The following is a 20,716-nucleotide window of genomic DNA, read 5'->3' on the forward strand; positions in this document are numbered from 1 at the left end:
GCCGGACCATCGCCATGACCGATTTCGCCCAAACCAAGAAGCTTTTCCACCTGCCCGAAGGCGTCATCTATCTCGACGGCAACTCGCTGGGTCCGCTGCCCAAGGCGGCACCGGCCCGGATGCAGACCGCGCTGCAGGACGAGTGGGGCGAGATGCTGATCACCGGCTGGAACAAGGCGGGCTGGATGGAGCAACCCGCCCGCGTCGGCGACCGCATCGCGCGGCTGATCGGGGCAGAGCCGGGCCACGTGGTGATGGGGGACACGCTCTCGATCAAGGTCTACCAGGCGCTGGCCTCGGCACTCGAGATGAACCCGAACCGCAAAGTCATTCTCAGCGACAGCGGCAACTTTCCCTCCGATCTCTACATGGCCGAAGGCCTGATCAAATCGCTGAACGCCGGCCACGAGCTGCGCGTCGTCGCCCCCGAGGACATCGCTGCCAACATCACCGACGACATCGCCGTCACCCTGCTGACCGAGGTCGATTACCGCACCGGCCGTCTGCACGACATGACGGCATTGACGGCACTGGCCCATGATAAGGGCGCCCTCACGGTCTGGGATCTGGCCCATACGGCCGGCGCCACGCCCGTCGATCTTTCCGGCGCACAGGCGGATTTCGCAGTGGGTTGCACCTACAAATACCTCAACGGCGGCCCCGGCGCGCCCGCCTTCATCTATGTCGCCCCGCGCCACGCCGACGCCGCCCGCCCCGCGCTCTCGGGCTGGCTCGGCCACGACGCCCCCTTCGCCTTCGAACTCGGCTACCGCCCCGGCCCGGGCATCGAACGGATGCGCGTCGGCACCCCGCCGGTGCTGGCCCTTTCGGCTCTGGAAGCCGCGCTCGACATCTGGGACATGACGACAATGCGGGAGGTCCGCGCGAGATCGGTCGAATTGACGCGGCTGTTTATCGACGAGGTCGAAAAACGCTGCCCAGACCTCTGCCTCGCAACCCCGCGCGATCCGGCCCGGCGCGGCAGCCAGGTGTCGTTCCGATTCGAACACGGATATGCCGCGATGCAGGCGCTGATCGCCCGCGGCGTGATCGGCGATTTCCGCGCGCCGGACATTATGCGCTTTGGTTTCACTCCGCTCTACATCGACGCAGACGATGTCACCCGCGCCGTCGATACCCTCGCCGAGGTGATGACAAACCGCCTCTGGGATACACCCGAATACAAGACCCGGGCACGAGTGACATGAAACCGGCGGACCTGCCGTCGGTTCTCAAAGCACGCAACCCTGCCCCCTACGACCGATGCGGCAAGTCCGTCGCGGCCGGCTGGACAAAGCTCTACCGCGCCTGCCAAACCCACTAGAAACCCTACGGCTTCACCGGAAAACTCTTTGATATCGAAGACTTTTTCTATTTCTGGCGCTTCAACCTTCTCGTCTCCTCTGAGCAGACGATCGACCCGAAGGGCGGCACCAGCGGGAGAAGCCACCTCCGGCGCATGCTCGCGGTCATGCACTTCCCGGAACTCTGGTCGCTGCGCACTCCGCTGTGACACTCCGTCATGAGGCTGCCACTAGCCCGGAGACCCTGGACCCACAGCGGTCGCACATCCCTTAGCCGAATGCCCGCGCGATGCGTGAGGCGCCCGCTTTCCGCCGCAATCGCCTCAATTCGGCACGAATTTTCCTAAAACCCCCCGCAATCCCGCCGCAGCGCCTCTGTATCCGTACTCGAAACAATCGGCCAGGACGCGGGTCGATAGCAAAATGCCGGGCTCGGACCGGAGGGTTGGGAAAGGACGCGGGTCAGGACGATGGCAACTTACACAGTCCTTTTTTACGATTTCGACCCCTGGGGCGTGATCCCCACGAGGACAGGCAGCACTTTCACCTATACCGGCCCCGCCACCGCCGACGGCACGGCAACGGTCTACGACCCGGAAAGCGGCGTCGAGGGCTTGACCCTCGACGATGACAACGCCGGTGGAGAAAGCGCTACGGCGGATGTCAGCGTTGGTGGCGTGACCTCAACCGGCACGACCGTCGACGCCGAACGCGTCTGGACCGTGATGGACATGACAACCGGTGAGATCTTTGAGATTGCCGAGTTTGATGTTGAATTCGGCGCTGCCTCCGGCGATTACACGCTCTCCGAACAGCCGCTGATCCCCGGCCACACCTATCAAATCCTGGCCTATGACAGTAACCCCGACGTCACCGCGGGCGATCCGGCATTCTCGTCGACCGATTTTTCCGAGGGCTGGGCCGACGGCACCGTATCGGGAACGGCGGGCGACGACCTGATCGATGCCAACTTTTTCGACAGTGAAACCGACCAGATCGATGATGGCGTCGGCGCTGGCGCCACCGCCGACGACGACTCGATCGAAGCCGGCGCCGGCAACGATACCGCCTATGGCGGCGCCGGCGACGATACGCTTCTCGGCGAAGCCGGTGACGACCTGCTGTTCGGCGATTTCAACGCCACGGTCGCCACCGGCTCGGAATTCCTCGACTGGAGCGCCGTCGGCCCGGACGAATCCGACATTTCCGGAGGGTTCAGCCAGAACACCGGCGATATCGACGTCACCGTCAGTTTCACGACCACCCCGCTGACCACGGGCGTTACGGTTGAAAGCACCGACACAACCTATGTCGCCGGGGGTGACCCGTTCGATCCGTTCTCCAATCTGTCGCTCACCGGCAACGGTGCCGGCAGCAATGTCACCACCACGGTGAGTTTCTCCTCCACGACCGCCGGCATCGCCAACGAAGTGGAAAACGTCACCTTCCAGCTCAATGACATCGATTTCACATCGGGCAGCTGGCAAGACATCGTGACGATCAATGCCTACGATGCCGACGGAAACCCGGTGCCGGTGACGATAACGCCCAGCGGCAACGACACCGTCTCGGGCAACACGATCACCGCCGGCCCCACTGCCGAATCCGCGGCCGATGCCGCCGGCAACGCGGTCGTCACGATCGCCGGGCCGGTCGCCTCGATCGAGATCATCTATGCCAACGGGGAACCCGGCGGTCAGGCACTGTGGGTCAGCGACGTGCATTTCGACACGATGGCGGCCCCAGGCGGCAACGACTCCATCGACGGTGGCGCCGGCAGCGACACTCTCTATGGAGAAGCGGGCGACGACACGCTCCTCGGCGGGATCGGGGCCGACAGCCTGCTGGGTGGCGATGGCAACGATGTCATCTATGTCTCCGAAAACGACCTCGCCGCAGGCAATGACGGCGAAGATCTGTTCATCCTGGCTGATCTAGGCGAGGTTGGCGCTGGCTCCATCGTCATCGACGGCGGCACCACCGGAGAGCCCGGCGGCGACACGCTGGATCTGAACGGTATCGCCGACCGGACCACCCTGACCTTCACTCCTTCGGCGGGCGACCCCGACGCGTTCGACGGGTCCGTCACGTTGCTCGACGGCACCGTGGTCACTTTCAGCAATATCGAGAACATCATCTGCTTCACCCCGGGAACGATGATCGCCACGCCCGACGGTGAGCGTCCGGTCGAAGCCCTGCGCCCTGGCGACCTGGTGTTGACCAAAGATGACGGTCCGCAGCCGCTGGGCTGGGTTGGCCATTCCAACGTGCCGGGGCTGGGCCACCACGCACCGATCAGGCTCGATCCCGGGCTGACCGGCGCCCGCCGCCCGCTCACGGTGTCGCCGCAGCACCGCATGCTGATCGAGGACTGGCGCGCCGAACTGCTCTTCGGCGACGCCGAGGTTTTCGTGCCCGCCGTGCACCTGCTCGATTTCGACGGCGCCGCGTCCGCACCGGCCGCGCAGGTCACCTACATCCACCTGATGTTCGACCGCCACCAGGTGATCTATGCGGAAGGCGCTGAAACCGAGAGTTTCCATCTCGCCGAGGAAGGGCTCAAGGCGCTGCACCCGCAGGCCCAAGACGAGCTTTTCGCCGCCTATCCCGAGATGCGGGACAACCTTGCCGCCCACGGGCCCACCGCCCGGCGCAGCCTCAAAGCGCATGAAGCGCGCGCCCTGCTCGGCCGCATGTTCCCGCGGAAACCCGACACCACGGCGCTCGCCGCCTAGATCGGACGCCATTCACAAAACCTGAAGAGTCATCGGATCCGGGGTGTCGCGTTTCGAAATCACGCCGATTTCAGCATAGGTGTTGCCCGGCGTCCCTCCGCCCAGGCCCGCACGGCTGCGCCGAAAGCTTCGAACAGCGGCCGCGACACCGGATCATTGGTGGCGTTGTATTCCGGGTGCCATTGCACCGACAACGTGAACCCCGGCGCGTCCTCGACATAGATCGCCTCGGGAGTGCCATCAGGGGCAAAACCATCGACCACCACCCGTTCACCGGCCTGGCAAATGCCCTGGCCGTGCAGCGTGTTGGTCATCACCTCGCGCGCCCCCAGCACACGGTGGAACGGCCCGTCTTCGGTGAAGGTTACGCAATGGCGTAGGGCGAACTTTTCCTCCAGCGTGCCATCGGGCGGCATGCGGTGGTTCATTCGTCCCGGCAAGTCGCGGATCTCCGGATGCAGGGTGGACCCCATCGCCACCGCCACTTCCTGATAACCACGGCAGATGCCGAAGAACGGCTGGCCAGTCTCGACGCATCGGCGCACCAACGGCAGGGTGATGGCGTCGCGGCAGCGATCGAAATCACCATGCGCCGGGGTCGGTTCGTGACCGTATTCTTCGGGATGAACGTTCGGCCGTCCGCCGGTCAGCACGAACCCGTCGCAGACCTCCAGCAGTTCGTCCACCGTGACATATCGCGGGTCTGACGGAATGAGCAGCGGCAGGCATTTGGCCACATTCGCCACCGCGTCCGAATTCATCGAGCCGCCGGCATGCACCTCGTAGGTGTCATTGATCATGTGCTGGTTGCCGATAATGCCAACGACGGGGCGGTTCATATGGGCCTCTCTCAAGCTTTACGCCTGAAAATAATATGACAGACGCATGAAGGAAACACCAAAGCGTGCGGCGCGACCCTGCGCCGCCGCACAATGCCGGTTTCGCAGGCAATCATCCTGCTCTGACCACCACCATCGCCTGCGCACCGGCCGCATCTCCGGCGCGATAGGCGTGGTCGAAGCCGGAATCGAAATAAACCGAATCCCCCGGCCCGAGTCGTTCCACGCCATCATGAATCAACAATTCCAGCGTCCCGCGCATGACATAGATCAGTTCCACGCCGTCGTGACGGTGCGCATCGGACGGCTCCGCACCGGCGGGAAACTCGGCCAGATAAGCCTCGAGCTTGCGATCCGAAACCGGGAAATCGAGGCTTTCGAAAAAGAAAGCCGGCGTCCCGTCGGGTTTGTTAGGCAGTTTCAGCCGGTCCCGCGCCCGCACCACCTCCAACACCGGCCGTTCGGCGCCGTCGGCAAAGAAATGATCCAACCCCACGCCGAAGACCAGCGCAATCCGCAGCAGCGTCGGCAATGTCGGGAACACCTGACCGCGCTCGATCTTCGACAGCATCCCCGCCGACAGGCCGGTATGCTCGCCCAGTTGCGCCAGGGCCAGGCCCTTGGCCTGCCGCAGTGCCCGCAGCTTCGGCCCGATCCGATAGGTCTCCAACCCCGCGCTCAGCGTATCCGGCACATTTTCCGACATTGGCGTCCCCAATCTTTCTTTTGACGAAACAGACCTAGCAGTCGCTTTCCTATTATTCAAATTTTTCTAACTTCACGAAATCGTGCATTGTAGGAAAAAATATTTCACCCAGATAAATCCCACCAGCGGCCACCGGTCGCTCAACCCTTCTGAAAGGAGACTGACCATGACCTTCAAGATCCCCAGCGCCAAAGACTTCGCCCTCATCGCAGGCATCGCCCTTGCCCCCGTCGCCGCCACCGCCGGCGGCTATGGCAAGGCCGACATCGTCGACACCGCCGTCAAGGCCGGCAGCTTCAACACGCTGGCCGCGGCTCTGACTGCCGCCGATCTGGTTGACACGCTCAAGGGCGACGGCCCCTTCACGGTCTTCGCGCCCACTGACGAAGCGTTTGCAGCCCTGCCCGAAGGCACGGTCGAAACCCTGCTCAAGCCCGAGAACAAGGACCAGTTGATTGCCGTGCTGACCTATCACGTCGTACCGGGCAAGGTAATGTCGACCGATCTCGCCGACGACATGCAGGCGGCAACCGTTCAAGGCGGCAACATTACGATCGACCTCGACAACGGCGCGATGGTCAACGACGCCAAAGTGGTGCAAGCCGACATCGCCGCCTCGAACGGCGTGATCCACGTGATCGACAAGGTGATCCTGCCGCCGCAGGGCTAATTGTGTCCCCCTGCGCGCGGTTCTCTTCTCGGGACCGCGCGCACCCTCGGAAAGGCGCGGGAAACATCCCGCAGACCTCAGCCGCTTCCCGTCGCGACATTGGGTAGCTGTCCATCTCCCCAATCGTGTCGCGCTCGGACAGGTGGAAACGGTCGCCGGTCAGTCCGGCCCTTTCCATCGGCGCGGCAGGTCCGGTTGTTCCCCGACCTGCCGCGTTTTTTTGCGCCCACGCTAGTTGATCAACCCAACGGACCAAACCCTCCGTTATCGCGTCTTGCAGCCACTCCACCGCGCGCCTAACCTCCGCCGGACCCCTGCGCCGGAGTGACCCATGAAAGACGCCGCCCCTCAGACCATCTATCTCAAGGATTACACGCCCTTCGGCTGGCGGGTCGAAAGCGTGTATCTCACCTTCCGGCTTGCCGCCTCGGCCACCCGGGTGCTGTCGAAGATCCGTTTCGCGCCTAACCCGGACGCGCCCGACCAGCGCTTCTTTCTACACGGTGAAAACCTCGACCCGATCTCGACCAGGATCGACGGGTCCGAAACCACCCCCCGCGCGGTCGCCGGCGGGATCGAGCTCGATGTCCCCGACGCCCCCTTCACCTTCGAAGCCGAGGTCGAAATCAACCCCGCCGCCAATACCGCGCTCGAAGGGCTCTACATGTCGAACGGCATGTACTGCACCCAATGCGAGGCCGAGGGGTTTCGCAAGATCACCTGGTATCCCGACCGTCCCGACGTCATGGCCCCCTTCTCCGTCCGCATCGAAGGGTCCGAACCGGTGATGCTATCGAACGGCAACCCCGGCGCCTCGGGCGACGGGTTTGCCGACTGGCACGATCCTTGGCCGAAGCCCGCTTACCTCTTCGCACTGGTCGCCGGTGATCTGGTTACCCATCCCGACAGCTTTACCACCGCGTCCGGCAAACAGGTCGAGCTTAACGTGTGGGTCCGCCCCGGCGACGAGGGAAAATGCGCCTTCGGCATGGAGGCGCTGAAAAAATCGATGGCATGGGACGAGGCCACATATGGCCGCGAATACGACCTCGACGTGTTCAACATCGTCGCGGTTGACGACTTCAACATGGGCGCGATGGAGAACAAGGGACTGAACATCTTCAACAGCTCTTGCGTATTGGCCAGCCCGGAAACCTCGACCGACGCCAATTTCGAAAGGATCGAGGCGATCATCGCGCATGAGTATTTTCACAACTGGACCGGCAACCGCATCACCTGCCGCGACTGGTTTCAGCTCTGCCTCAAGGAAGGGCTCACCGTTTTCCGCGACGCCCAGTTCACCGCTGACATGCGCAGCGCGCCGGTGAAGCGGATCGAGGACGTGATCATGCTGCGCGGCCGCCAATTCCGCGAGGACAACGGCCCGCTGGCGCACCCTGTCCGCCCCGACAGTTTCGTCGAGATCAACAACTTCTACACAGCGACCGTCTATGAAAAAGGCGCCGAGCTCATCGGCATGTTGAAAACGCTGGTCGGGCATGACGCCTATTACAGGGCGCTCGATCTCTATTTCGATCGCCACGATGGCGACGCCGCCACGATCGAAGACTGGCTCACGGTTTTCGAGGATGCCACGGGTCGCGACCTGAGCCAGTTCAAACGCTGGTACGACCAGGCCGGGACGCCACGCTTGAGCGTGACCGACGACTTCAAAGATGGCACCTATATCCTAAATATTAAACAGGAAACGCCCGCGACGCCGGGTCAGACGCGGAAGGCTCCGCGCATCATTCCAATCGCCGTCGGACTGCTCAACCCCAATGGTGATGAGGTGCAACCGACCACGATCCTCGAGATGACCGAGGCCGAACAAAGCTTCACCTTCGAGGGGCTGGCCAGCAAACCCGTGCCCTCGATCCTGCGCGATTTCTCCGCCCCCGTGATCCTCGAACACGAGGTCTCGAATGCTACGCGGGCTTTTCTGCTTGCCCACGACACCGATCCGTTCAACCGCTGGCAGGCTGGGCGCGACCTCGCTCTTGACACGCTGCTCAACATGATCCGCGACGGCGCTGTGCCAGGCACGGACTATCTCGACGCGCTCCACACGCTCATCCGCGACGACACCCAGGACCCGGCTTTCCGCGCTCTCGCCCTCGGCCTGCCCAGTCAGGACGAGCTGGCCCAGATGCTCCACGACCATTGCGAAACGCCGGACCCGCAAGCGATCTGGGAGGCGCTGGAAACCCTGAAACAGGTCCGTGCCGAGGCATATCAGGACACGGCAACGAGGCTCTATGCCCGTTATCAGGTGACCGAACCCTTCGCCCCCACCGCCGAACAGTCCGCGGCGCGCAGCCTTGCAAACGCGGCGATGTCGATGCTCAACCGCCTCGACGGTGGCGCGCTGGCACAAAAGCAGTTCGACGACGCCGACAACATGACCCAGCAACTCGCTGCCCTGTCGGCCCTGATCGCTGCCGACAAGGGCGAAACCGCCGTCGCGCGCTTCTACCAACAGTGGCGGCACGATCGGCTGGTCATCGACAAGTGGTTCTCGGCCCAGATCGTGCATGCCCGGCCGGAAGACGCCGCAGCCATCGCGAAGACCCTCACGCAACACCCTGACTTCACGATGAAAAACCCCAACCGCTTCCGCGCCACCCTAGGCGCACTGGCGATGTCGGGCGCAGGCTTCCACCACGCCTCGGGCGACGGTTACGACCTGCTCGCCGACTGGCTGATCAAGCTCGACCCGCTGAACCCCCAGACCACGGCGCGGATGTGCACCGCCTTCGAAACCTGGAAGCGCTACGATACCGACCGGCAGGCAAAGATCGAAACCCAGCTGCATCGCATTCTCGCCGCACCCGACCTCAGCCGCGACACCACCGAGATGATCACCCGCATCCTCGGCTGAGGCTCGGCCCGGTCCCTTCGAAGCGGCGGTTTCGCGACACCGGTGCACGCCTGTGTTTGTCCCCTGTGATCGGACGCCGCCAGTGCAACTTCTTGGCGTCTTGCCGCGGCGGGTTTGGCCGCATACCCTTCAAGATATCAATTCGGGTGCAAGGGCCAAGTCATGCCAGTTCTTCTCGCCGTCGTCGGCTTGTGTGTCGCCGTTCTGTTTTTCGTGGTCCGGGCCCGCAATGCCGCCGGCGTGGCGTCCGACCTGCTGGACATGGCCAAAGACGTGCGCCTCGCCGCGCGCCGCTTCGGCTTCCGTCGCCGTACCGACATCCACCCGGCCGAGTCGATCGAAGATCCCTCGATCGCCATCGCCGGCATCGCCAACGCCTTTCTCGAGCTTGACGACTTGCCCACCTCGACCCAGCGCAGCGCCCTCACCCGCGCCATGGCCGAAACCCTCAACCTAGCGCGCCAAGACGCCGACGAGCTTACCATCCTCGGCCGATGGATGGCCAATGAATGCGGAACCTCGCAGGCCGCCGTCTCACGCCTGTCGCGCAAGCTGGTTCGACTTGCCGGCCGAGAAAGCTTCACGCCGCTGCTGACCATCCTCAACGCCACGCTGACTGCCAGTTCCACCTCGATCAACACCCGACAGAAAGAGGCGCTCGACGACGTCAAGCGCGCCTTCCGCATTTCCTGAAAGGCATGTCCATGGCCAACACCGTCCTGATCACCGGCGGCTCGAACGGTATCGGCGCAGCCTGTGCCCGTCTCGCCGCCCACAACGGCCGCGATGTCATCCTCACCTACCACTCCGACGCGGCGGCCGCCCGGGCGGTTGCCGCCGAGATCGCCGCGGCAGGCCGCGAGGCCCAGATCGTGCGATGCGACGTCTCCGATCCCACCTCGATAGAGGCGCTGTTTGAGGGGATCGATCCGGATCTGCCCCTCGATCTGGTCAACAATGCCGGCATCGTCGGCCCAACGGCCTCGATCGCCGATCTCGACGCAGCGCGCGTGACCCGTATCTTCGCCACCAACGCCGTAGGGGCCATTTTGGTGGCCAAGCACGCCGTGCTGCACATGCGTGCGGCTCCCGCATCGGGCCATATCGTCAACATTTCCTCGGCCGCTGCCCGGCTCGGCTCGCCCAATCTCTATCTCGACTATGCCGCCTCGAAAGGGGCCATAGACACCTTCACCAAGGGCCTTGCCGAGGAATTAGCCCCGGAAGGAATCCGCGTGAATGCGATCCGTCCTGGCCTCATCCTCACCGACATCCACGCCAAAGGCGGCGAGGCCGGCCGCGCCCACCGGCTGGGCCGGACCGTGCCCATGGGCCGCCCCGGCACCGCCGAGGAAGTCGCCGAGGCCGTGCTTTGGCTATTGTCGGACGCCGCTTCCTATGTCACCGGCGCCATTCTCGACGTCTCCGGCGGACGATGACCAGCTACCGGTTCGAGAACCGCGGCCGCTCGCGCCGGGCCGCCGTGGCCCTGGCGCTGATCTGGGGCGCGCTTCTGCTCGGGATCCGGATCATCGACCTATCGCCCTGGATCGCCGCGGCAATCTTCCTTTTCACCTTGCCGGCAGCCTGGGAATTCCTCATCGACACGTGCTCAACCCTCGATCTCGATGAAACCGAACTCACCTGGCACAGCGCCCGCACCGGTGACACGGTACCGCTCGCCATGATCCAGAAAGTCCGGTTCGACACTCGCCTCGATCTCTCGGTGAAGATCACGCTGCTGCTCAAGGACGGCCGCAGGATCCGCCTGCCCCATGCCTGCAACCCGCCGAATCGCCGCTTTGAGGACGAGTTGAAGGCGCGAGGCCTCGCCACCGAACGGCACCATTTCTCCCTGATCGGGTAACCCGCAAAATAGCCGCATGGCCGACGCACAGCCACATCTCGGCAACGCGGTCGGGCCGGGCCGGAGAGCGGCTGAGGCGGCGGCCTCAGCCCACCGTCAACCGGCCGTTCTCCAGCCGCATGACCCGGTCCATCCGCCCCGCCAGGTCCATGTTGTGGGTGGCGATGAGCGCTGAAAGCCCGGTACCGCGGGCAAGCTCGATCAGGGTCTTGAAAACCGTGTCCGAGGTCGCAGGATCGAGATTGCCGGTGGGTTCATCGGCCAGCAGCAGCCGCGGCTCGTTGGCGAGCGCCCGGCAGAAGGCGACCCGCTGCTGTTCGCCGCCCGACATCGCTGCCGGACGGTGATCGGCACGGTTGCCGACCCCGACCCGGGCCAACAGGTCCGCCGCCCGCAGCGCGGCCTCGCTGCGCCCCGCCCCGTTGGCCAGTTGCGGCAACACCACATTCTCCAGCGCGGTGAACTCGGGCAGAAGATGATGGAACTGATAGACGAAACCGACCTCCTGCCGCCGCACCGCCGTCCGCCGCCGGTCGCTCAGCCCGGTCATCCCCCGGCCGCAAATCCGTAGCTCGCCGCTGTCGGGCACGTCCAGCAGCCCGGCGATGTGTAACAGCGTCGACTTGCCGGCACCGGACGGCGCCACCAGCGCCACCAGTTCCCCTGCAGCCACGCTCAGATCGGCACCGGACAGCACCTCGACCGCGTTGGGCTTGCCTTTGTTGTAGGTCTTGGCAATCCCCTTCAGCTCCAGCACCGGCTCACTCAACTCGGCCCTACTCATATCTCAGGGCCTCCACCGGGTTCATCCGCGCTGCCCGCCGCGCAGGAAAGATGGTGACGACAAAACTCAGTCCCAGGCTCAGCGCCACCGCGCTCAGCACGTCGCCCCATTGCAGCTTGGCCGGCAGGTAATAGATACCGCGGATCGACGGATCCCAGGCCTGCCCACCGGAAGCCCAGTTCACAAAGCCGAAGATCGGATCGATATAGATTGCGAAAAGACAACCCAGAGCCACGCCGAACAGTGTCCCGATCACGCCGGTAAAAGCGCCGCACAGGAAAAAGACTCGCAGCACCGCCCCCTCGGTCAAGCCCATCGTGCGCAGGATCCCGATGTCGCGGCCTTTGTTCTTGACCAGCATGATCAGCCCCGAGGTGATGTTCATCGCCGCGATCAGCACCAGGATCGACAGGATGATGAACATTACGTTGTCCTCGATGTCGAGCGCCCTCAGGAACGAGCCCGCCGAATCCCGCCAGGTCCACAGCATGGCCCGGTCACCCGCCGCCTTGATCAGCCCGGGTGCCATCGCGTCGATCGCTTCGGGATCTTCGACCATCACTTCAAGTTCGTCTGCTACGCCTTCACGATTAAAGAAAAGCTGGGCCTCGGTGAATGGCATGTAGACCCGCGTCCGGTCGATATCATAGCGTCCGGCCGTGAAGACATAGACCACGTCATAGGCCTTGACGCGGGGGCTCGTGCCGAACGCGGTTTTCACCCCGTTGGGGCTGATGACCTTGATCCGGTCGCCCGCCGCCACCCCCAGCTCGCGCGCCACGCCGGACCCGATGGCGATCACGTCGCTGCCCTCGGGACTATCGATGAACCGGTCGATGTCGCCATGCGCCTCCTGCGGGTCGGCGACGCGCGGGATGGTTTTCAGATCGTCGGGGCTGATGCCGAACACCTCGATGCCGGCGTTGCGATCGCGGACATTGGCCATCACCTGTCCCTTGATCAAGGGCGCAACTCTGGTCACCCCATTGACCTCGCGGACCCGCGCGGACATGGCGTGGTAATCAGCGATGGTGCGCTCGATCCGCCCGGTCGCACCGACCTCCGCCGTGTTGTAGACCGTCACGTGGGCATTGGCGCCCAGAATCGTGTCAACGAACTCGGCCCGGAATCCCGCCCGCACCGCCAGCGTCGCAATCAACGCCATCACGGCGAGCGTGACGCCGATGAGGCTGATCCAGGTCATCACGCTGACCCCGCCCTCGGCGCGCCGGGCCCGCAGGTAACGCCAGGCGATCATGAACTCGAACCGCGCAAACGGGGGGGTGGTGCCTGCCATTTCTGCTCCTGGCGCTTGATTGCGCGCAATCTGCGCCGCAGTGACCGTCAGGTCAAGCGGCCGGGGCGGCCTGCAGGGGTTTTCGCCGCCGGAACGGCGCCGCGAGGAGCCGCAGGATCAGACCCATCCCGGCAACCCCGCCCAGAAAGCCAAGCCCGGCAAACGCCACACCTTCGATTGTCAGCGGCACCGCCGGTTTGTAAGCGGCCCAGACCTTTGACGCGATCTCGCGGTCGATCAGATGTGGCACACGATAGGCCCGCGTAAACGGTCCCACCGCCTGCAACGCGCTCAGATCGGCGCTCAACCGCTCATGCCGCGCCAGAACCCGGCCCATCGTCTCGGCCCGTTTCGCCCCCATCGCGCCGCCCTGCGCCAGGTCCTCCAGCGCCTCCTCGCGGCTCAGCCCCAGCGCGGCGGCGTCGGCATTGAACTCGGTGACGAACCGGCTCAGTTCGTCCACTGCGCCGCCCAGACGCTGCACGTATTGCTGGGAAACCTCCGGGAACTGCGACATCGCCGCCGCCCCGGCCAGCCCGCCGGCCAATGTGATCGCTCTCAGAAGCATCTGCTCTGCCTCTTGGTTTTTCGACATTGTAGGGTGGGGGCTCCTTCGCGTCCAGCGACGGTTCGCTCAGCAGCCGGGCCCGCAAGGGACATCCCGACGCTTTGAGACCGCACCCGCCATAGGCTATACTGCCCGACACCCGCCGAAGACCGTTCATCAGATGCCGCACCACCACCCCTTCCCTCAACTCGCCGACCAGCGCAGCGGCCGCGTGGTCTTTCTCTCGCATTGCCTGCTCAACCAGCACACGCGTTATCTCGGCGGGGCCTGCCGGTCCTGCTGCGTGCAGGAAATCGTTCAGCAATGCATCGCGCTCGATCTCAGCATGATCCAGATGCCCTGCCCCGAGGAATTAGCCTGGGGCGGGGTTCTCAAGCGCCGGTTCCTGCAGCTTTACGGCCTGTCGCGGCGCTGGCACCTGCCCGGGTTCGCCATGGCTGCGCTCGCGGAAGTTGCGGGGGTACTGACGCGCCACCAGGCTCGCCGCCTGGCCCGCCGTGTGGCGCAGCAGATACAGGATTATTCGGCCGCGGGTTGGCAGGTTGTCGGCATCGTCGGGGTCGATGGTTCGCCCAGCTGCGGCGTGCGACAGACGGTGGGCTTGCGCGCCGCGGTAGCGGCCTTCGCCGCGCTTGATCCCGCAACGCTTACCCGCGAAGCGCAGAATGCGACGATCTCGGCACTGGTCGAACCGGGCAACGGCCTGTTCATCACCGCCCTGCGGGCCGCGATGGCCAAACGCGGCCTCGATGTGCCGATCCTCGGCCATGACCTTATGGCCGAACTGCGCGGCGAGACTTCGCCGCTCGATCTTGAGACGGCGCTGGGTGAGGCCTGATCAGATACCCCGCACCATGTGGCCCTCGTATATCGCCGCCAGCCGCTGCACCGCCTCTTCAGGCGGCAACTCCTCGTTCTCGCCCGTCCGGCGCGAGGTCAGCTCCACCACCCCGTTCTTCAACCCCCGCGGCCCGACGGTGATCCGCCAGGGCAGCCCGATCAGGTCCATGGTGGCGAATTTGGCGCCGGCACGTTCCTCACGGTCATCATAGAGCGGCTCCAGCCCCACCGCCGTCATCGCGGCATAGATCGCTTCGCAGGCCGCGTCGGCCTCGGCGTCGCCCTGTTTCAGGTTGACGATCCCGGCATGGAACGGCGTCACGCCCTCGGGCCAGATGATGCCGTTGTCGTCGTGGCTGGCTTCGATGATCGCCCCCAGCAGGCGCGACACGCCGATGCCGTGCGACCCCATATGAACCTCGACCGGTTTGCCGTCCGGCCCTTGCACCGTGGCCCCCATCGCGGCGGAATACTTGGTGCCGAAGTAAAAGATCTGCCCGACCTCGATCCCCCGGGCCGAGCGCCGCCGCTCTTCTGGAATCTCGTTGAACTTGGCCTCGTCATGAGTCTCATCGGTGCGCGCGTAAAGCGCGGTGAACTCCTCCATCACCGCCCGGCACTGATCGACATCGTCATAGTCGATCTCACGCTCGCCCAGCTGGATATCAGTGACGGCACTGTCATAGAACACCTCCGACTCGCCGGTCTCGGCCAGCACCAGAAACTCATGGGTGTCGTCGCCGCCAATCGGTCCGCTGTCGGCGCGCATCGGAATGGCCTGCAGTCCCATCCGCTCGTAGGTCCTGAGATACGACACCAGATGGCGGTTGTAGGCGTGCAGCGCATCCTCCTTGGTCAGGTCGAAATTGTAGCCGTCCTTCATCAGGAACTCGCGGCCCCGCATCACGCCGAAGCGCGGGCGGATCTCGTCGCGGAATTTCCACTGGATATGGTAAAGCGTCAGCGGCAGGTCGCGATAGCTGCTGACATGGGCGCGGAAGATATCGGTGATCAGCTCTTCGTTGGTGGGTCCGTACAGCATGTCGCGCCCATGCCGATCGGTGATGCGCAACATCTCTTCGCCATAGTCATCGTAGCGCCCGCTCTCGCGCCACAGATCAGCCGATTGCAGCGTCGGCATCAGCATCGGAATATGACCGGCCCGCATCTGCTCTTCATGCACGATGTTCTCGATCTTGCGCAGCACCTTGAAGCCCAACGGCAGCCAGGAATAGATCCCCGCGCTGGCCTGCTTGATCATCCCGGCCCGCAGCATCAGCCGGTGGCTGACGATCTGCGCCTCGGCGGGGTTTTCTTTCAGAACGGGAAGGAAATAGCGGGTCAAGCGCATGGCGTTTCATCCTGCAGAATTGGCTGCGGCCTGAGCTAGCCCAATTGGCGCCGTCAGGCAATGCTTGGCGTCGCATTTCCGATCGGCCCCGCAGCAGACCGGGCAGAGAACCTGTAAGGGATCGTGGTCGGTCTGCGTCCGCCGGCGGCTCGCGGCGCACGCGACAGCTGGCAGGTCTCACCTGAACCACCGCAAGCGTCGACCTCCTGACCGATCGCCAGCCGGCACCGTCCTCACGCACCGTCACGGCGTCGTGAAGCCGGTGATCGGCCGCCTGCATTGGCCCGTAGCCTTTCCACGATCGATTGGATCGACACGCAGAAACCCCGACAGGAGGTATCCTATGAAGACCAAGTTGAAATCCACCCTCGCCGCCCTGGCCCTTGCTGCCACCGGCGCCGCCGCACAGGCCAGCAACACCATCGTCGACATCGCCGCCGGTGACGAACGCTTCTCCACATTGGTGGCCGCGGTTCAGGCCGCCGGCCTTGCCGACACGCTGGCCGGTCCGGGTCCGTTCACGGTCTACGCCCCGGTCAACGATGCCTTCGCCGCCCTGCCCGACGGCACGGTCGAGACGCTGCTTAAACCCGAAAACAAGGGGCAACTCACTAATGTTCTGCTCTACCATGTCGACGACCGCAACCTCGGCGCCGCGATGATCCCGTCGGGGTCGAACTATTTCAAACCGGTGCTCGCTTCGGAACGGTTGTGCATCACCAAGGATGCGTCCGGCGTCAGCATCGCCGATGGCACCGGCGACTCCGCCAACGTGATCATCGCTGACATCCAGGCCTCGAACGGCGTGATCCACGTCATCGACAAGGTTCTCCTGCCGGGCACGCGGCCGGCCTGCCACTGACCCCGCACCAGCGATCCGACCGGGCCCCATCTCGCGTCCGCGATGGGGCCCGAAGGATCTTCCGCACTGAAAGGCGGCATGCCCCAGAGAGCCGGCGCCGCGACGTTCGCGCCACCTGGCTCGACCACCATGACCTGGGTCAGGCCCCAACGTCGTCAAGGCCTGGGCGATTGCCGTGGGTTTGTCCTAGAAGATGAAATCGTTGCCGTCGAGATCGGCAAGCAACACGTTTTCAAGGGTGATCGAATTGCCGGCGCCGGTATCGATCAAGACATCCGCCCCGACCTGGGTCGCCGCCCCGTTGGAGGGATCGCTGAGGTCGAGATCGGCAAGCGAGTCGATCGCGGACACGGCCGACAAGTCAATCTTCTCTGCGTCATTCGTCGCGTTGAAGTCGGTGATCGTGTCATCGCCATGCCCGTCGCTGAACAGGAAACGGTCGGCATTGGACCCGCCTGTCAACACGTCATTTCCAGCGCCGCCGGCAACACGGTCGTATCCGCTCCCGCCCGCAACCAGGTCATTGCCGGGCCCGCCCATCACCACATCATCCTGAGTGCCGCCATAGACGGAATCATCGCCGAGGCCGCCATTGAGCCTGTCATGCCCGACCTCGCCGCGCAGCAGGTCGTTCCCTGCCCCGCCCTCGATTGTGTCGCGCCCGTCGCCGCCAAACAGCCTGTCTTGACCCAGCCCGCCCAGCACTCGGTCGGCCTGAACCCCGCCATAGACCACATCGCTGCCGGATCCGCCGATGATGGTGTCGAAGCCGCCGTTACCGCGCAGCACATCGTTGCCCGGACCGCCCTCGAGGCGATCCTCGCCGTTGCCCCCTAGCATCGTGTCATGCCAACCACCGCCGACTAGTACGTCGTCGCCGGCCTCGCCAAGCAGTCGGTCGCGGCCCGATCCGCCGCGCAGCGTGTCATCGCCGCCAAAGCCCCATAGTGTGTCATTGCCGGCCCGCCCTTCCAGCACGTTATTCCAGCCGTTGCCGGTGATCCCGTCGCTGCCGCCGCCGCCGATCGCATTGTCGATGCCGTAAAGACTGTCGGTCCCGGTGGCGCTGCCGGTGGCCTGGCCAGAAACATAGTCTCCGGATTCGTAGACGCCGAGGTCGATGACCACATCCGCCGCGGTTCCGGCGAAACTCACCCAATCAGTGCCGCTGCGCGACGAGCTGCTCGGGCCGCCGATCAACCGGTCATCTCCTGCCCCGCCGATCAGCGTATCGGCCCCCTCGCTGCCGATCAGCGTGTCCTGCCCGCCGCCGCCATGCAGCAGATCATCGCCGCGGAAGCCGCCGACGAGGTCGTTCCCGCCGCCCGCCATGATTGAATCATGCAGGCTGGTGCCGGCGATCTCCGATCCGGCATGGCCCCAGGTCTGGGTCGTTGTGAACGCCGCCTCATCGACCGCAAACGCCTCGATCCCGCCGGTGGTCGAGGCGGTGAAAGTTGCCGGGCCATAAATGAACGTCACCGCGTCATCGTCGAATTCGCCAAGCTCCTGGCGCTGACCGGAATAGGACATCACGGTATAGGTGCCGTTGTCATAGGCATCTTCCAGCTGGATTTCCCCGCCATGCGGATGCTCAAGCCCGATCGCATGACCGATCTCGTGCAAAAGCCCATGCAACACCCATGAGCTGTTCATCATGTGGACCCCCATGAACACGTCGCCGGCCAGTTCCGAGTCGTAGGTGTTGTAGGAGTAGAGGCTGCGCCCCGGGTAGTAAGCGAAGGCGCCCGAGCCGGCATGCGAGGAATAGTCGAGATCGTAGTTGCCGAAGCGGATGTCACCTTCGCCCGCCGACACTTCGACAAAAACGATACCGCTCACCGCCGCCCACATGGCCAACGCCTGCCGGGCATAACCGATCTCGGTCTGGGTGAAGGGCACGAAACTGTCGATGAACGCCTGCGAATAACTGTCGGACAGATAGCCCGGAGCCGAGGTTTCAAAGGAATACGTGACCACGGTCGGCGTGCCCTCGGTCTCGGACCAGCTCCATCCCGACACGATGGCGGTATAGTCGGATACAAACGTGGGCATTTCAGGATCATCCCTCGGCAAATGGCAATCAGGCCCTCGCATCTATCACGCAACCGGCCCGAGATTATGCAGATTTCAAGGCGGCATCCGGGCGGTTGTCCGCTCGTTCGCCAGAAAAGCCCGCCGGGAAATCGGGACTTGAATTGGCCTGGCTGAGCGGCGACATAGGATAGGAAAGGGGCGTTCGTCTATGGCTCTGCCGGTCCGCGACCAACTGAAATACTGGGGCATCGCCGCGCTTTTGCTGGTGCTGGCGCTATGGTACCTGGGCGATGTGATCCTGCCCTTCGTTTTGGGCGGAGCGGTGGCCTATGCGCTCGATCCAATCGCCGACCGCCTGCAAAAGCTCGGCTGCACGCGCGCCGTCGCCACCGGGATCATCGCGCTCGTCGCCGTGCTGGTCTTCATCGTCATGGCCCTTCTCGTTGTGCCGCTTCTGGTCGAGCAGGCGGTGGCGCTGTTCGATACCGCGCCGCAGCTCGCCCGCGACCTCCAAGCCTTCCTGACCGAGCGCTTTCCGGACCTGATGGACGCCGACAGCACCCTGCGCCACTCCCTCACTGCCGTCGGCGAGAAGGTGCAGGAACGCGGCGGCCAGCTGCTCGAGGCGGTTCTCTCCTCGGCCTATTCCATCATTAACCTCGCCCTGCTCATCGTCATCGTGCCGGTGGTGGCCGTCTACCTGCTGTACGACTGGGACCGCATGGTCGCCGCCATCGACGGCCTGCTGCCACGCGACCACGCACCGGTCATCCGGAAACTTGCCGGCGAGATCGACGATACGCTCGCCGCCTTCATCCGCGGCATGGGCACGGTCTGCCTGATCCTCGGCACCTACTATGCCGTGGCGCTGATGATGGTTGGCCTTCAATTCGGTCTCGTCGTCGGCTTCCTCGCCGGCGCGCTCACCTTCATCCCCTATGTCGGCGCCATCCTCGGCGGCGGTCTCGCTATCGGGCTGGGGCTATTCCAGTTCTGGGGTGACTGGGTGTCGCTTGGGCTGGTGGGCGGCATTTTCGTGCTCGGCCAGGTGGTCGAAGGCAATCTTCTCACTCCGAGGCTCGTGGGCAGTTCGGTCGGTCTGCACCCGGTCTGGCTGATCTTCGCCCTCTCGGTCTTCGGCTCGCTGTTCGGCTTCGTCGGAATGCTGGTGGCCGTGCCGCTGGCCGCCGCGCTCGGCGTTCTTGCCCGCTTCTTCGCTAACCGCTATCGCAACAGCCGCCTCTATCGCGGCCTGGTCGAGCGTGAAGCGCGCGAGGACGCCGCCGAATAATGCCACGACAGCTTTCCTTCAACCTGCCGGCCAAGACGGCGCTGGGGCGCGAGGATTTCTTCGTCTCGCCCGCCAATGCCCACGCCGTCGCCATGATCGAAGCCTGGGGCGACTGGCCGGGGCGCAAACTGGCGCTGATAGGGCCGTCGGGTGCCGGCAAGACCCATCTCGTCCATGTCTGGGCGGCAGCGGCCCGAGCCCAGATCGTGCCGGCCGCTGCCTTGCCGCGGCTCGACATCCCGACCCTGGCAAAAGGTAATATCGCGGTCGAGGACGTGCCGGTGATCGCCGGCAATGCCGAGGCTGAAGTGGCACTCTTTCATCTCCACAACCTGGCACTTTCCGAAGGCCATTCGCTGCTGATGACGGCGCATCTGGCCCCCACGCGCTGGGGCCTCATCCTTCCCGACCTGAAAAGCCGGGTCGAAGGCACCGCTTCGGTGATCGTCGAAACCCCCGACGACGACCTGCTGGCCGCCGTGCTGATGAAATTGTTCTCCGACCGCCAGCTTTCGCCCACTCCCGACACCGTCCCCTATCTCGTGCGCCGTATCGACCGCAGCTTCGACATGGCGCGCCGCGTCGTCACTGCGCTCGACGATGCCGCGCTGGCCAAGGGCCGCGAGATCAACCGCAAGCTCGCCGGCGAGGTGCTGGACGGACTGATGGTTTGACGCGCCTGGC

General features: G+C 64.5%; 18 protein-coding genes. 11 read left to right on the plus strand and 7 right to left on the minus strand.

Features of this window, described 5'->3' with window-relative positions; genetic code table 11:
• Positions 1–14: 14 nt before the first annotated feature.
• Both kynU and NO357_RS16415 read left to right on the plus strand, forming a co-directional pair.
• The gene (gene kynU, locus NO357_RS16410; RefSeq protein ID WP_306736790.1) at positions 15–1,208 is read left to right on the plus strand and encodes a kynureninase; all 1,194 of its coding nucleotides are present in this window, start codon (positions 15–17) and stop codon (positions 1,206–1,208) included.
• Positions 1,209–1,774: 566 nt separating this feature from the next.
• Complete coding sequence (locus tag NO357_RS16415) at positions 1,775–4,039, plus strand: Hint domain-containing protein (protein ID WP_306736791.1); 2,265 nt, start codon at positions 1,775–1,777, stop codon at positions 4,037–4,039.
• A 59-nt stretch (positions 4,040–4,098) separates the two neighbouring features.
• On the opposite strand, the gene NO357_RS16420 is transcribed toward NO357_RS16415, so the two are convergent.
• Together NO357_RS16420 and NO357_RS16425 are read right to left on the minus strand one after the other, a co-directional pair.
• Entirely contained in the window at positions 4,099–4,878 is a 780-nt protein-coding gene (locus NO357_RS16420) for a gamma-glutamyl-gamma-aminobutyrate hydrolase family protein (RefSeq protein WP_306736792.1), read from the minus strand.
• Between the two features lie 112 nt (positions 4,879–4,990).
• Positions 4,991–5,584: a helix-turn-helix domain-containing protein gene (locus NO357_RS16425; protein WP_306736793.1), complete on the minus strand. Its 594-nt coding sequence runs from the start codon at positions 5,582–5,584 to the stop codon at positions 4,991–4,993.
• A 166-nt stretch (positions 5,585–5,750) separates the two neighbouring features.
• Between NO357_RS16425 and NO357_RS16430 the strand changes: the two genes are divergently transcribed.
• From NO357_RS16430 to NO357_RS16450, 5 genes are all read left to right on the plus strand, one after another.
• On the plus strand, positions 5,751–6,254 hold the full coding sequence (locus NO357_RS16430) for a fasciclin domain-containing protein (RefSeq protein WP_306736794.1): 504 nt from the start codon (positions 5,751–5,753) through the stop codon (positions 6,252–6,254).
• Positions 6,255–6,585: 331 nt separating this feature from the next.
• On the plus strand, positions 6,586–9,135 hold the full coding sequence (gene pepN, locus NO357_RS16435; protein ID WP_306736795.1) for an aminopeptidase N: 2,550 nt from the start codon (positions 6,586–6,588) through the stop codon (positions 9,133–9,135).
• A 162-nt stretch (positions 9,136–9,297) separates the two neighbouring features.
• Positions 9,298–9,828, plus strand: coding sequence for a hypothetical protein (locus NO357_RS16440; RefSeq protein WP_306736796.1), 531 nt, complete (start codon positions 9,298–9,300; stop codon positions 9,826–9,828).
• An 11-nt stretch (positions 9,829–9,839) separates the two neighbouring features.
• On the plus strand, positions 9,840–10,574 hold the full coding sequence (locus NO357_RS16445; RefSeq protein WP_306736797.1) for an SDR family oxidoreductase: 735 nt from the start codon (positions 9,840–9,842) through the stop codon (positions 10,572–10,574).
• Positions 10,571–11,002 carry a hypothetical protein gene (locus NO357_RS16450; protein ID WP_306736798.1) on the plus strand — a complete coding sequence of 144 codons (432 nt, stop codon included), beginning with the start codon at positions 10,571–10,573 and terminating at the stop codon, positions 11,000–11,002. The genes NO357_RS16445 and NO357_RS16450 overlap by 4 nt, the downstream gene beginning before the upstream one ends.
• 85 nt (positions 11,003–11,087) lie before the next feature.
• On the opposite strand, the gene NO357_RS16455 is transcribed toward NO357_RS16450, so the two are convergent.
• From NO357_RS16455 to NO357_RS16465, 3 genes are read right to left on the minus strand one after another with little or no spacing between them, the layout of a single operon-like run.
• Positions 11,088–11,771: an ABC transporter ATP-binding protein gene (locus NO357_RS16455; protein ID WP_306736906.1), complete on the minus strand. Its 684-nt coding sequence runs from the start codon at positions 11,769–11,771 to the stop codon at positions 11,088–11,090.
• Positions 11,772–11,778: 7 nt separating this feature from the next.
• Positions 11,779–13,083, minus strand: a complete 1,305-nt coding sequence (locus NO357_RS16460; RefSeq protein ID WP_306736799.1) for a lipoprotein-releasing ABC transporter permease subunit — start codon at positions 13,081–13,083, stop codon at positions 11,779–11,781.
• Between the two features lie 52 nt (positions 13,084–13,135).
• Positions 13,136–13,678 carry a DUF2937 family protein gene (locus NO357_RS16465; RefSeq protein WP_306736800.1) on the minus strand — a complete coding sequence of 181 codons (543 nt, stop codon included), beginning with the start codon at positions 13,676–13,678 and terminating at the stop codon, positions 13,136–13,138.
• 133 nt (positions 13,679–13,811) lie between these two features.
• Here NO357_RS16465 and NO357_RS16470 point away from each other — a divergent pair, with 133 nt between their 5' ends.
• Positions 13,812–14,489 (plus strand): 2-thiouracil desulfurase family protein, encoded by a 678-nt coding sequence (locus NO357_RS16470; RefSeq protein WP_306736801.1) that lies wholly within the window; start codon positions 13,812–13,814, stop codon positions 14,487–14,489.
• On the opposite strand, the gene proS is transcribed toward NO357_RS16470, so the two are convergent.
• Positions 14,490–15,842, minus strand: a complete 1,353-nt coding sequence (gene proS, locus NO357_RS16475) for a proline--tRNA ligase (RefSeq protein WP_306736802.1) — start codon at positions 15,840–15,842, stop codon at positions 14,490–14,492. It abuts the gene before it with no gap.
• Positions 15,843–16,185: 343 nt separating this feature from the next.
• Between proS and NO357_RS16480 the strand changes: the two genes are divergently transcribed.
• Positions 16,186–16,704: a fasciclin domain-containing protein gene (locus NO357_RS16480; RefSeq protein WP_306736803.1), complete on the plus strand. Its 519-nt coding sequence runs from the start codon at positions 16,186–16,188 to the stop codon at positions 16,702–16,704.
• Between the two features lie 186 nt (positions 16,705–16,890).
• On the opposite strand, the gene NO357_RS16485 is transcribed toward NO357_RS16480, so the two are convergent.
• On the minus strand, positions 16,891–18,759 hold the full coding sequence (locus NO357_RS16485) for a matrixin family metalloprotease (protein ID WP_306736804.1): 1,869 nt from the start codon (positions 18,757–18,759) through the stop codon (positions 16,891–16,893).
• A 190-nt stretch (positions 18,760–18,949) separates the two neighbouring features.
• On the opposite strand from NO357_RS16485, the gene NO357_RS16490 reads away from it, so the two are divergent.
• Positions 18,950–20,032 carry an AI-2E family transporter gene (locus NO357_RS16490; protein ID WP_306736805.1) on the plus strand — a complete coding sequence of 361 codons (1,083 nt, stop codon included), beginning with the start codon at positions 18,950–18,952 and terminating at the stop codon, positions 20,030–20,032.
• Positions 20,032–20,706: a P-loop NTPase family protein gene (locus tag NO357_RS16495; protein WP_306736807.1), complete on the plus strand. Its 675-nt coding sequence runs from the start codon at positions 20,032–20,034 to the stop codon at positions 20,704–20,706. Before NO357_RS16490 ends, NO357_RS16495 begins: the two co-directional genes overlap by 1 nt.
• Positions 20,707–20,716 lie beyond the last annotated feature (10 nt).

The sequence above is a fragment of the Marimonas arenosa genome, assembly GCF_030848945.1.
Classification (GTDB): Bacteria; Pseudomonadota; Alphaproteobacteria; order Rhodobacterales; family Rhodobacteraceae; genus Marimonas; species Marimonas arenosa.